The sequence below is a fragment of the Mesobacillus jeotgali genome (assembly GCF_900166585.1).
Lineage (GTDB): Bacteria > Bacillota > Bacilli > Bacillales > Cytobacillaceae > Mesobacillus > Mesobacillus jeotgali_A.
The window spans coordinates 2418281-2431152 of the sequence record NZ_FVZC01000009.1 but is presented as its reverse complement, the minus strand read 5'-3'; the positions used below and the strand labels follow the sequence as shown (position 1 = coordinate 2431152).

13 protein-coding genes are annotated in these 12872 nt (G+C 40.5%); 12 read left to right on the top strand and 1 reads right to left on the bottom strand.

Annotated features, from left to right (window positions below):
- The first annotated feature begins 121 nt into the window (after positions 1–121).
- The 3 genes from B5X77_RS22315 (at position 122) to ytxJ (ending at position 1591) form a co-directional block, all read left to right on the top strand.
- Positions 122–601 carry a DUF948 domain-containing protein gene (locus B5X77_RS22315; protein WP_079510094.1) on the top strand — a complete coding sequence of 160 codons (480 nt, stop codon included), beginning with the start codon at positions 122–124 and terminating at the stop codon, positions 599–601.
- Between the two features lie 17 nt (positions 602–618).
- The gene (locus B5X77_RS22310; RefSeq protein WP_079510093.1) at positions 619–1092 is read left to right on the top strand and encodes a YtxH domain-containing protein; all 474 of its coding nucleotides are present in this window, start codon (positions 619–621) and stop codon (positions 1090–1092) included.
- A gap of 169 nt (positions 1093–1261) precedes the next feature.
- Positions 1262–1591: a bacillithiol system redox-active protein YtxJ gene (ytxJ, locus tag B5X77_RS22305; RefSeq protein ID WP_079510092.1), complete on the top strand. Its 330-nt coding sequence runs from the start codon at positions 1262–1264 to the stop codon at positions 1589–1591.
- Positions 1592–1602: 11 nt separating this feature from the next.
- Here the strand turns inward: ytxJ and B5X77_RS22300 are convergent, their stop codons facing one another.
- The gene (locus tag B5X77_RS22300; RefSeq protein WP_257391874.1) at positions 1603–3768 is read right to left on the bottom strand and encodes a cell division FtsA domain-containing protein; all 2166 of its coding nucleotides are present in this window, start codon (positions 3766–3768) and stop codon (positions 1603–1605) included.
- 382 nt (positions 3769–4150) lie between these two features.
- Here B5X77_RS22300 and B5X77_RS22295 point away from each other — a divergent pair, with 382 nt between their 5' ends.
- From B5X77_RS22295 to B5X77_RS22260, 9 genes are all read left to right on the top strand, one after another.
- Positions 4151–5224: a bifunctional 3-deoxy-7-phosphoheptulonate synthase/chorismate mutase gene (locus B5X77_RS22295; RefSeq protein WP_079510090.1), complete on the top strand. Its 1074-nt coding sequence runs from the start codon at positions 4151–4153 to the stop codon at positions 5222–5224.
- Between the two features lie 392 nt (positions 5225–5616).
- Positions 5617–6615, top strand: a complete 999-nt coding sequence (gene ccpA, locus B5X77_RS22290; RefSeq protein WP_079510089.1) for a catabolite control protein A — start codon at positions 5617–5619, stop codon at positions 6613–6615.
- 248 nt (positions 6616–6863) lie between these two features.
- Positions 6864–7031, top strand: a complete 168-nt coding sequence (locus tag B5X77_RS23535) for a hypothetical protein (RefSeq protein ID WP_176167403.1) — start codon at positions 6864–6866, stop codon at positions 7029–7031.
- 11 nt (positions 7032–7042) lie between these two features.
- A complete protein-coding gene (locus B5X77_RS22285) occupies positions 7043–7510 on the top strand; it encodes a cytochrome c oxidase subunit II (RefSeq protein ID WP_079510088.1) in 468 nt (155 codons plus the stop codon).
- 16 nt (positions 7511–7526) lie between these two features.
- Entirely contained in the window at positions 7527–9212 is a 1686-nt protein-coding gene (locus tag B5X77_RS22280) for a cbb3-type cytochrome c oxidase subunit I (protein ID WP_079510087.1), read from the top strand.
- A gap of 135 nt (positions 9213–9347) precedes the next feature.
- Positions 9348–9983 (top strand): SCO family protein, encoded by a 636-nt coding sequence (locus tag B5X77_RS22275; RefSeq protein ID WP_079510086.1) that lies wholly within the window; start codon positions 9348–9350, stop codon positions 9981–9983.
- A gap of 3 nt (positions 9984–9986) precedes the next feature.
- Entirely contained in the window at positions 9987–10544 is a 558-nt protein-coding gene (locus B5X77_RS22270; protein WP_079510085.1) for a hypothetical protein, read from the top strand.
- An 87-nt stretch (positions 10545–10631) separates the two neighbouring features.
- Positions 10632–11543, top strand: a complete 912-nt coding sequence (gene cyoE / locus B5X77_RS22265; protein ID WP_257391873.1) for a heme o synthase — start codon at positions 10632–10634, stop codon at positions 11541–11543.
- A 112-nt stretch (positions 11544–11655) separates the two neighbouring features.
- Positions 11656–12696, top strand: a complete 1041-nt coding sequence (locus B5X77_RS22260) for a flavin-containing monooxygenase (RefSeq protein ID WP_079510083.1) — start codon at positions 11656–11658, stop codon at positions 12694–12696.
- The last annotated feature ends 176 nt before the right edge of the window (positions 12697–12872 follow it).

Sequence of the window (12872 nt, the reverse complement as noted above, 5' to 3'; positions counted from 1 at the left end):
GAAAGATATTCTTAAACAGGAAGGAAAAGGGTAAGGCTCTATTGAAATAGTTATTGGACAAGGTGGTTTACGTCGTTATATGCGGGGTAAAATGTACATATGCTAACGGAGGTGTTCAACAGTGGAAATTATTTTGTATCTAAGTGTTGCGGTAATCGCAATCGCATTCCTGGTTTTAGTCGTTTCGTTATCCAAAACTCTAAAATCATTGCAAACTACTTTAGACAGTGTGTCAGGCACGCTTGATGGCCTGGAGAAGCAGTTAGATGGTGTGACTCGAGAAACAACAGAGCTTCTGCATAAAACAAACAACCTGGCTGACGATATTTCCAGAAAATCTGAGAGCTTGAACGGTGTCATTAATGCTGTGAGGGATGTAGGAAATTCTGTTCAAAGATTCAATCAATCTATCCATAATGTACAGACAATGGTGGACCTTCAGATTGACAAGAATAAGGACAAGATTTCACAAGTTGTTCAATGGAGCAATGTATTCCTTGAGTTGAAGGATAAGTGGCAATCAAAAAAAACGGCCCGAATTGACCATCAGATGGAAGGCGAAGAGATGGTGTCGAGGCAAAGAGAACGTGTCCGGTATTAAAGAAAGGTGGAGATAGAATGAACAGGGAACAAAGCCAATATGATGTAAATGGAGCAATGAGGGAGAGTAACAGCAATTCCAGAGATTTTGTCACTGGGGCGATTGTTGGCGGACTTGCCGGGGCACTAGCAGCCTTATTGCTAGCTCCAAAGTCAGGAAAAGAGTTGAGAGGTTCGTTGAATGAGCAAACGTCCACTATTAAAACCAAGGGCGTGGACCTTGCCTCTGTAGCGAAGGAGAAGGCTAGCGGTTTGAAAGAAACTGTGACTCAGCAGTCTTCTAATCTGGTTAACAAAGTGAAGGATATGAAAAACCAGAATGGCACATCTTCAACGGATTCCGAGGAGGGCGTGCTGCAGGAGGTTCCAACTTCCATGGCAGAAACAAGCTCCATGGATAACACTCATACTGCCACTGGGGAAGAAATTCAGAAAAAGCTTGAAGAAACACAAAAAGCTTTCGATGAAACGGAAAACAAACTGAATCAGTAAGTTTGTCTTGTAAACGGTGAAGTGGTAAGATAACTTCACCGTTTATTTTTATATGAAAAAGGCTTTTTTTGTATGGATCGTTGCTTCTCAGTTCTGTGAAATGCTTAGTGAGAGGATACCGGAATAGAGAAAGGGTATCGATTCAAGCCATGAAAAAGGAGAGAGCAGGATGCAAAAAATTGATTCCATCCAGGAGTTTGACAAGCTTGTCGATTCAGGAGAAACGTTTTTCTTTCTGAAGCATAGTACAACATGTCCGATCAGTGGGGCCGGATATGATGAATTCGCAAAGTTCGATCAAAACGGAACTGATCAATTATATTACTTAACTGTACAGGATTCCCGTGAGCTGTCCAATTACATCGCTGAGAAATTCCATGTTAAGCATGAATCACCTCAGGCCATTCTTTTTGTTAATTCTGATGTGGCCTGGCATGCTTCCCATTTTAAAATCACCTCAAAATCACTTGCTGCAGCTAAAGAAGAGAATGTGAAGTAAAAAAACATCCATTAGGATGTTTTTTTACTTACCGGATTTTCGAAGGTAATACTTAGCTCGTCGCCTGGTGCGAGAGGATCATCAAATGCGGTTGTTTCACCATTTTTCAATAAAGTGAATCCTCGGCTGTCCTTAGGGATGTTTATTTGGGCAAAGTTGAACACATCCTGAAAAATGAACGGCCGCACATCCTTTGTTTTTGTGGTGATTTGGTCCCCGCTATACAGAAGTTCATCCAATCCAAGTTTAGTGCCTTCCTTGAAAAACTCCAATACTTCGTGTTCCAGCTGGATTTGCTGTCCGTTAAAGAAGATTGGCAGAGAGTCAAATGCTTGTATGTCAAGAATTTCTAAAAGCCTACTGAGAGTATGGTCTGTCCCTTTTTCAAAGCGGATATCATCAAGATGTTCAAATTTGTTATGCAGGCCGGCTTCTGCGCCATTAATATAAATTTTTCCCATGAACTGATTGATTTTGTGCTCCATCCCATCAATCTTGATATAGAAGGGGCGTGTATCATTAAGTATTTCTGCAAGGTTGAGTTCCTTTAGTGCCCCTTCTACCGTGTCTGTAGTCACAAAACTGATATCATCCCTATCTGCAATCTGCTGTTGAATCGGAACATGAAGGCCATTGCAGGTTAACCTTGAGCTTATTTTATATCTTTGTCCATTTAAGATGATGGTTTTCGAAGGCAGCTCACCTATCAAGTCTTCGAGCGTCAGTTCTGCTCTGACTCCATCCTTCCCCTTAATGACAGTCAGATGATCACCCCCATCTACATGATCATCAAAAGTACAAGGAGTACCGTTCTTCAGCAATACAGGAGGCTGCCCATGCTCGCCTGGAATGGTCACATTCTTGCCATTCAGGCTGACGATCATCGCAAGTCCTGGTTTACCATACAGCTTATTCATTTTGATGCCTGCAGCCAACAGGCAATCTCCAACCGTCAACTTGTTGACCTCGAATAGTCTCACAGGCTGCCCATTGACGTGAACTGTATGATATTGGACAGGAGATTGCTTCGCTGCAATCGCTATTCCAATTGGCGTGACCAGTTCTGGCCCTTTCGTGATATGGCTGGCAAATGAAACAGAAGATATGGCATCCAGGCCGCGGATGGCAACTCTGTTTTCCGGCAGGTTCAGCCTGCCGGAAAGCCTCCTGGTCAAATCAGGAGTCAAGCTTCCTCCCCCGACAAGCATGACAGCCTTAGGTGATTTATTGTTGTTCAATCTTAAGATCTCTTTCCCGATGGTTTCTGCAAGGCGGTCAATTGCAGGAGCTATCCTCTCAATCGCTTCCTCTTTTTCGATGACCGTTTCGAACCCAAGTATGTCAGTAATTGAAATGGATTCATTTTCTAGCAGCTCCCGCTTTGCTTTTTCAGCAAGTGGGAAGTCGAGCAGGAATTCATCGCTGACAGCTTCAGTGATTTCATCTCCTGCTACTGGCACCATCCCGTAAGCTATAACTGTTCCGGTGTCCGTAAGAGCAATATCAGAGGTACCCGCACCAATATCCACTAAAGCAACATTTAATCTTCTCATTGAGGCTGGAATCAATACATTGATCGCCGCTATCGGTTCGAGCGTCAATGCGTCCATTTCCAGGCCAGCCCGGTCCAAAGCGGCGAGCAGTGACTCTACTACGACCTTGGGGAGGAAGGTAGCAATGATCTCCACTGAGGCCTCGGAACCGCGCTGATCAATCAAGCTTCCAATGACTTCTCCGTCAAGCTGGTAATAAAGTACGGAGTATCCGACACAATAATAATGATGGCTTTGTTCATTGCCTGTTTCGCCGGCAACAGCCGCTTGGGCAAGCTGGACGGCGCTTAGTTCAAGATGTAGGATATCCTGTTTGGAAAACATCGGATTGCCGGAAATATCAACGACTGCTTTTGAACGTTCGGTTCTAAGAGCGCGGCCAGCCGCAGCAACACAGACCTTTGTTAAAGGGCCATGTGAAACTTCCAATTCTTCTTTAATATCCCGGATGATTTCTGAAACCGAAAGAACATCGTGGATTTGGCCGTCCAGCATGGATCTGTCCTTATGTTCACGGACAATGATATCAATTGCTTCATACTGCCCGGCGGATTCTTCCAGGATGATGCCTACTACGGAACGGGTCCCGATATCTAACGCAAACAATTTATTATGTAATTGCAAATTCCTGCACCCTCTAACTAATGGTCTCATACGATACTTTATCGCTTAAAAGCGTTTAATTATTAAAGAAAAAAGCGTGACAATTGAATTTATTTCAGATATAATTACCCTTATTAAATTGTACATCTATAGTCAAGTTCTTCAAAAGCATTATTTTTTTCGGCTCCTCCTCTAATATCGGCTCCAATCTGTTTGGGCTTTAGGTTAGAAACTTCGAGTATGCCGAACCTTGTAAAAAATGTACCATTCAACTCTAATGCTATAAAGAACATTCAGGTAAAGTTTATTTCTCCTCCTGAACTAGACAGGAACCGCGGGTTACTTTGCTTGATGATTCTTATAGTTAGGGCTAAAATGAATTCCGAAAGGACGGGAGAGAAAAATGACTAAAAATCTTGACCAGCTTAGAAATCGTGTGGATGAATTGAATCTAGAGCTTCTCTCATTGATTAATGAAAGAGCACTGCTCGTCCAGGATATTGGCCGTGCAAAAGAAACGCAGGGTGTCTATCGATATGACCCAGTACGTGAAAGGGAAATGCTCGACCTGATCAAGGAAAGCAATAATGGTCCTTTTGAGAATTCAACAATTGAACATATCTTCAAAGAAATTTTTAAGGCTGGACTGGAACTTCAATCAGATGATCACAGAAAAGCACTTCTGGTTTCCAGGAAGAAGAAGCCTGAGGATACTATCATAGATATTAAAGGATTGAAAATTGGAGACGGCACACCGGATTTCGTCTTCGGCCCTTGTTCGGTTGAGTCATATGAACAAGTAGCTACAGTGGCGGAAGCAGTTAAGGCTAAAGGCTTTAAATTGCTTCGCGGCGGAGCTTTCAAACCAAGGACTTCACCGTATGACTTCCAGGGATTAGGTGTGGAAGGCCTGAAGATTTTAAAACGAGTTGCAGATGAATACGATCTTGCGGTTATCAGCGAGATAGTGACACCTGCCGACATCGAAATAGCGGTGGACTACCTTGATGTCATTCAAATCGGCGCCCGCAACATGCAAAACTTTGAGCTTCTCAAAGCTGCTGGTGCGGTGAATAAACCTATATTGTTAAAGCGGGGGCTTGCGGCAACGATTGAGGAGTTCATTAATGCAGCTGAATATATCATGTCACAGGGTAATGGCCAGATCATTCTTTGTGAACGCGGGATACGGACATATGAAAGAGCTACCCGTAATACACTTGATATTTCCGCAGTGCCAATCTTAAAAAAGGAAACACATTTACCGGTCATGGTGGATGTTACTCACTCAACAGGCCGAAGGGATTTATTGCTTCCGGCCGCCAAAGCCGCACTTGCCATCGGGGCAGACGGCGTTATGGCAGAAGTGCATCCAGATCCCGCAGTGGCATTGTCCGACAATGCTCAGCAGATGGACCTTAAGCAATTCGATGAGTTTTTGAATGGCTTAAAGTCTACTCCGTTCGTAAGAGTCTAAGGCACAGAAACCTTCCTTTTTCTAAGGAGGGTTTTTTTTATGTGCATTTAAGGGAACTTATAAAGAGGCGGCATAGTAAGAAGCTGTTTTGAATCATGGTTTTTGACCGCATTCTTAAAGGGATCGGGTCACTGACCGAGGGAGAGCCTGAAACCAACATGAATGAATAATTTAAAACCTTAAATAGTTAAAGCTGCAAATTTTAAGGAAAAACACTGATAAAATTCATTAAAATTAAGCTGTTCAGATTGCGGGAATGCTGTGGATATCGTATGATTAATAACATAATTAAACTTGTACATATAATCACAAACTCGAAAAATGATTATTGTTGCAATTTTTGCTGTAAACTAAGCAAAAAGCGCCGTTTATTACCTTAAGGAGTGAAATAGATGAATATCACAATATATGATGTTGCAAGAGAGGCGAATGTTTCAATGGCAACGGTTTCACGTGTTGTCAATGGAAATCCTAATGTAAAGCCAGCAACCAGGAAGAAGGTCATGGAGGTCATTGACCGTCTTGGGTACCGCCCGAATGCGGTTGCCCGTGGTCTGGCAAGCAAAAAGACAACTACTGTCGGAGTCATCATCCCCGATATCTCCAGCCCATTTTTTGCTGAACTGGCCAGAGGAATTGAAGATATTGCAACCATGTATAAATACAATATTATCTTGAGCAATTCTGATCAAAATATTGAAAAAGAATTGCACCTTTTAAACACGATGCTTGGAAAGCAAGTTGACGGCATTGTTTTCATGGGCGGCAATATTAAAGCTGAGCATGTTGAAGAGTTCAAGAAATCCCCAGTACCGATTGTTCTTGCTGGTTCGATCGAGGATTCCGGCGAGATTCCATCAGTAAATATTGATTATGAACAGGCAACATATGATGCCGTTTCAGCTTTTGTAGAAAAAGGCCACAAAGAAATTGCGTTCGTCATTGGACCGTATCATGAGCCAATCAATAAAGATAAGAAGCTTGAAGGTTATAAAAGGGCACTAAAGGATGCAGGCATTGAATATAATGAAGAGCTTGTTCTGGAAGGGGATTACACCTACGATTCAGGCCTTGAGGCAATTGAAAGAATCATCGAGCTGGGTACAAAACCAACCGCAATCCTAGTCGGTTCGGATGAGATGGCTCTTGGAGTGGTTCATGGTGCATTTGACCAAGGGTTCAGCGTTCCAGATGATTTTGAGGTCATTAGTTCAGATAACACAAGATTGACTTTGATGGTGCGCCCGCAGCTGACAACTATCGTCCAGCCTTTATATGATATTGGGGCAGTAGCGATGCGCTTGCTGACTAAATACATGAACAAAGAGAAAGTGGACGAGAACATCGTTGTTCTGCCACACCGGATTGAAAACAGAAAATCAACGAATTAGACTACGGCCCCCGCAATCATTGCGAGGGGTTTTTTTGTTTCCTTTACGTAAATTAGTCTGATTATATTTTAATTCAAGTCTGGCTTGATTCAAATATTCCGTCCCTTTTAATTGTGAACGCTTAGTATGTAAGCGTTTATTTTTTTTGCAAAAAAATTACTCCCCTGGGTTTTCTAAGTGATTTGCCTCACTACAATGATAATCATTCGCAATTATCATAAAGGTAAGAAATCAAAGGGGGGATTTAAGTGAAGTTGACAGATGTGAATGATCATGAAGATGTTCGGAATGAAAAAATGACGGTTAATGTTCATCGTACATCTAAGATTGGTACTTGGATATCAGTCGGCGTTGTTGGAGCTGTAATTCTGGCTACGTATTTTGTGCTATTTGGATTATATATGGCGAGGATATAGGAGGGAAAGAAATGAAGATGCATTTGGACGAAAAAATCTGGCTGTTTTTAAGTTTCGGAATGATTATGGGATTCATGATCTTCACGGGGTATCAAGCAGTTGCTTTAGGAATGGGGCCGCCTAGCCATAAAGAAACGATTGATCCTAAAAAAGTGGATCAAACGGCACCGTTTGACCAGCCTGGAATCAAACAGATTAATGAGAATGAATATGAAGTAGTCATGACACTTCAGCTGTTTAGTTTCACACCAATGGAAATTGACGTGCCTGCTGGCTCGACTGTCCATTTCACCTTGACTTCAAAAGACGTTGTACATGGATTTCAAGTGGCAGATACAAATATAAACGCCATGGTCATGCCTGGTCATATCCAAAAAATTTCGCAAAAGTTTGATGAACCTGGAGAATATTTGGTGCTGTGTAATGAATATTGCGGGGCAGGACATCAAGCAATGAGTACAAAGATCATCGTTAGATAAAAAGGGGGGAAAGAAAGTGCAACCTGCATTAAAAACAAAAACATTTAATCAGAAAACAAATCAAGTGTTAGGGATCAGTCTAGAAGATGCCAGAATATCGAAATCATATTTATCCGTAGCTTTTATCGCATTACTGCTGGGCGGTTTTCTTGGATTGTTACAAGGATTGAATCGTGCTGGTGTCCTGCAGCTGCCTCCATGGCTTAACTATTATCAGGTACTGACAGCCCATGGAATACTATTAGTTGTTGTATTATCAGCATTTTTCACCATTGGTTACTTTTATGCCGGGATTTCCCATACATTGGGAGGATTGCTGCCTAAAGTAAGGAAGATGGCATGGATTGGCTTTTGGATGAAGATCTTTGGTTTTGTATTGGTCGTCATTCCAATTTTGAAGAATGAAGCCTCCGTCATGTATACCTTCTACCCTCCAATGGCCGCATCTCCTATGTTTTACTTCGGCTTAGTCTTTATTGTATTAGGTGTATGGATGCTCTCATTTGGAGCGTTTACCCAGGTGGCGAATTGGAGAAGGAATCATAAAGGGCAACATCTGCCGATTCTCGCATTCTTTGCAACGGGTGTTTTTGTCCTATTAGTTGGTGCAACCGCATTTGTTGCTGTGGAAGTCATTTTTATGATCATTCCCTGGACTCTTGGATGGGTTGACGGCATAAATGTGTTGCTAGCCCGTACACTATTCTGGGCATTCGGGCATACAGCCGTTAATATCTGGTACTTAACAGCTGTATCGGCATGGTATGTAGTCGTACCAAAAATAATTGGGGGAACCCGATGGAATGATCTTTTAACTCGTATGGTTGTCATACCCTTAGTGATTATGAATATTACTGGGGGATTCCACCATCAGATCATTGACCCGGGTATTTCCGAATCAATCAAATATATGCACGTATTCATGAGTCTGGCAATCGGATTCCCATCCTTAATGACGGCATACGCAATGTTCAGGGTATTTGAACGAACAGCGAGAGCGAAGGGTGGTAAAGGGTTAGTTGGCTGGTATAAGAAAATGCCATGGGGAGATGTGCGCTTCCTGGCTCCGTTCATTGCCATGGTTGCATTCATCCCAGCTGGAGCAGGCGGTATTGTACAGAGTACAAACCAATTAGACCAGGTTGTGCACAATACAATGTGGGTTGTAGGACACTTCCATCTAACGTTGGGTATGTCTGTTATTATGACATTCTTTGGTATCAGCTACTGGTTAGTTCCGTATCTATCAAAACGTGTACTGACGCCAGCCATGAACAAACTGGGTGTCATTCAAACTATCATTTGGACCATAGGCATGGTAATAATGGCAATATCGATGCATATCGCTGGCCTATTTGGATCCCCGCGCAGAACATCTTTTACAACTTATGGCGACTTTGCAGAAAAACTCGGATGGAATCCATATATGGCGTTAGTAGGAATCGGTGCAAGCTTATTACTGCTTGCTGTCATTCTTCAAGTATATGCAGTATTTAATCTGATGTTTTTTGCACCAAAAGGTACCACTGAGTTCCCAATCGCGGAAGAGGAGGCAGGTGCAGAAAAAACTCCATATTGGACAGAACGATGGGGAATTTGGGTGGTACTCATGCTGTTAGTTGTTTCAATGGCTTATGTACTTCCAATTGCTGATATGATCCTTAACGCGCCTCCTGGCTCTCCGCCATTTAAAACCTGGTAAATTCATTGAAAAAGGGATAGCTCGTGATAATGAGCTATCTCCTTTCAAATATTCTTTAGCAATAAATTTTAATCTTGAAGGATACTGGATTCAACGCTTTACTAAAATGCTTATATAAAACAGGAAGTGATCTCTGTGATCAAAAATCGGCATACTTCAGTTTCATGCATTCTTGTTCTTGTGTTTGGTTTGGTTCTGTTCTATACAGGGACAGATGGATTCACTGCTTACACAGCTGAAACAGCAAGAGTGACGAAGCTGATCGAGGAACAGCCCGTTTTTCCAGATGTATTAATTGAGGATAGTGAAGGGCGAACGTATTCCATTTCAGAATTTGAAGGCAAATATGTATTTATTACTTTTATCTATACAGGCTGCACCACTGTTTGTATAAAGCTTGAAGAAAATATGGCTCAGGTTTATGATTTGGTGCCCGACGAGTATTTAGGCAAGGAAATGGTGTTTTTAAGTATAAGCTTTGATCCAGAACGTGATGATCCAGCAACTTTAGATAGGTATAAAGATTTATTTAAAAGTGATGGGGAGACATGGAGAATGGCAAGAATCCCTGAAAAGACTCAATTGGATTCCCTGCTAAATAAGTTCGGTGTCATTGTTATTCCTGATGAAAATGGGAATTTTGCCCATAATTCTGCCTTCTATCTGGTCGACCGTAAAGGTACTTTAGTGGATGTTATGGACTTTACTAAGGTAACAGAAGCAGCGAATACGTTAAGGCAATATATTGAATCAGACAAAAAGGGGGAGTAAGCGATGAATCAGTTTTTATTCGGTCTCATCCTTTTTATTGGTTTAATGCTTCCTCCAGTCGCACGCTTAATGGAATCGGTCATGATTGTCCATATGCATATGCAAATGCCATTGTTAGTGATATCTGGTTTTTTTATGGCACACCTCTTTCTTCACCGGTATCCTCAATTCTTCAACAAATATAATCAAAATGGGGTACCTGGAATACTCCTTTTTATTATCATAATGTGCTATTGGTTGCTGCCGCGTACGATGGATGAGGCATTAACAATAAATACAGTAGAGATATTTAAATTTGTGAGTCTGCCATTTTTAGCTGGGGTTCCACTTCGTGACAGCTGGAAAAAATTCAGTAAAACATGGAAAAACAATATCATTACACTGTTTACTGTCATCTTTCTGGGAATGGGATGGTTATATATTCAATCAAACGATCAGCTGTGCAACAATTATTTAGTCATTGACCAGGTGATTCTGGGATGGGGATTTATTACGATGGCAATAAGCCTGGTCATTTATTTAATTTATATTTTTGCAGTTGATCCTTCACAGTATGAATAAGCCTATTCATTGGAATGGTAGAAGTCCGGAGAAATCCTTGAAAACACGATCAACCTTAACTATGGATTCAGGATGGGTGAGAATACTATGATCCAATCAGAAAAATTGAACGTATTAACGACAAAGAACAACACAAATTTCCTCTCAGATCTTAAATCTCTGTTTAAGGGAATTGTTCTAATAGCAAATGTATTGCCAGTATTCACCGGTCTATGGTTAGCGATGTATTTTACAAATACCTCCTTTATAGACAATTTAGATGCTGTTATATTCACAATTACGGGAAGTACATTTGTTATGGCAGGTGCTTTGGCCCTCAACAATTGGTATGATGCGGATATTGATGCAAAAATGGCTCGTACGAAAAATAGGCCAACCGTGACAGGTGCGATTTCTCTTAATGCGGTGTTGACAATAGGGATAACCTTAAGTATTCTTGGATTCCTGCTTTTACTATTTACAACAGCTGAATCAACCATTTATGCACTTGTCGGATGGGTTACTTATGTATTGCTCTACACCATGTGGTCCAAGAGAAGATATACATTCAATACACTGATTGGAAGTATATCCGGAGCTGTAACACCACTAATTGGCTGGGCAGCGATCGATTCAGGGATGCACACTGTACCGATTGTGCTTTTTCTTATCCTATTTTTCTGGCAAATGCCTCATACCTATGCAATTGCTATGAAGAAGTGCGATGAATACAGGTATGCTGGAGTGGTTATGCTTCCTGTCGTTCACGGATTCAGAAAAACAAAGAAACAAATTGTTATCTATATTCTCTGTTTGCTGCCATTGCCTTTTTTCTTAACGTCTCTTGGAAGTATCTTCACTGCTATAGCTACAATACTAAATGCCGGATGGCTCGTACTGAGCGTCAGCAGTTATTTTATCCAGGATGATCTTAAATGGGCACATCTGAATTTCATCTATTCTGTTAACTATATTTTGTTTCTGTATGTCTTAATGGTTGTTATGACAATTTTAAAATAAAGGCAATATTTGATGTATCTAAAAACAAGCCCTATTAGGGTTATTTTTTTTTGACCAATATGTGGAAGAATATGTTAGAATTTCAGTAACTAAAAATTTGGATGTGCTCAATATGGTTTATGACGTTGTTATAATTGGAGCTGGACAAGCAGGGCTTTCAATAGGTTACTTTTTACAGAAAAGTAACCTATCTTTCATTATATTGGACAAATCCACAGAAGCAGGAGAAGTTTGGAGAGAGCGATATGATTCCCTTACCTTGTTTACGCCTCATTTTTATAGTTCATTACCTGGGTTAAAATTAAATGACAATAAGAATACTTATCCAACGAAAGATGAGATAAGTCTATATTTAAAACAATATAAAGAGAAATTCAATCTTCCTGTACAGTTAAATACATTTGTACAACAGTTATTAAAAGGTAAAAACTGTTTTGAAATATCAACTAATCAAGGAGATTATACGGCGAAAAACGTTATTGTGGCAACTGGTCCCTTTCAAACAGCCCTCATACCTGAAATATCGAAAACAATTTCAGATCATATTTTTCAACTCCATTCTTCCGAATATAAAAACCCAATGCAGTTAAAAAAAGGACCTGTCCTTGTTGTGGGAGGAGGCAATTCAGGTGCCCAAATAGCAGCTGAATTATCAAATGAAAGGGATGTTTATCTATCCATTGGCCACAAATTGAAATTTCTCCCCTTAAATATAGGGGAGAAAAGTATTTTTTGGTATTTTGATAAAATGGGGATATATCGAGCTAACACAGATTCAATAATAGGTAAATTCATAAAAAAACAGAACGATCCAATCTTTGGGATCGAACTTAAAAACTTAATTAGAAATAACCTTGTAAAATTAAAACCAAGAGCTATTTCAGTGGATGATGATTCAATAATTTTTTTGGATAAAAGTGAATTAAAAGTAAGCAATATAATCTGGGCAACTGGGTTTAAACCGAACTATGAATGGATCAATCTCTCTTTAGATTTTGCAGAAAATGGCCTTCCAATCCATAAAAGGGGCATTACATCTGTAGAGGGTTTGTACTTTCTAGGATTACCATGGCAATCCAGCAGAGGTTCTGCACTAATTCAGGGTGCAGGCAGGGATGCGGAATATCTATATCATTGCATTTTATCTAGTTGAATTTAGCGATATTTAAAATGCAGCTTCTAGAAATCGGTGCGATACACAAACAACTTGAAGTAAACGAATAGAATGGGTTTCCATTCTTTTTTTACATAAATTTTTTAACTAACTTCGTTTAAAAATCCTAATATTCTCAACAGGAATTACGTTGTGTAAGAACAATAAAAACAAAT

Coding starts and splice junctions, on each gene's coding strand:
- B5X77_RS22310 (WP_079510093.1), top strand. CDS start 619: ATGAACAGGGAACAAAGCCAATATGATGTAAATGGAGCAATGAGGGAG.
- ytxJ (WP_079510092.1), top strand. CDS start 1,262: ATGCAAAAAATTGATTCCATCCAGGAGTTTGACAAGCTTGTCGATTCA.
- B5X77_RS22295 (WP_079510090.1), top strand. CDS start 4,151: ATGACTAAAAATCTTGACCAGCTTAGAAATCGTGTGGATGAATTGAAT.
- ccpA (WP_079510089.1), top strand. CDS start 5,617: ATGAATATCACAATATATGATGTTGCAAGAGAGGCGAATGTTTCAATG.
- B5X77_RS22285 (WP_079510088.1), top strand. CDS start 7,043: ATGAAGATGCATTTGGACGAAAAAATCTGGCTGTTTTTAAGTTTCGGA.
- B5X77_RS22270 (WP_079510085.1), top strand. CDS start 9,987: ATGAATCAGTTTTTATTCGGTCTCATCCTTTTTATTGGTTTAATGCTT.
- cyoE (WP_257391873.1), top strand. CDS start 10,632: ATGATCCAATCAGAAAAATTGAACGTATTAACGACAAAGAACAACACA.
- B5X77_RS22260 (WP_079510083.1), top strand. CDS start 11,656: ATGGTTTATGACGTTGTTATAATTGGAGCTGGACAAGCAGGGCTTTCA.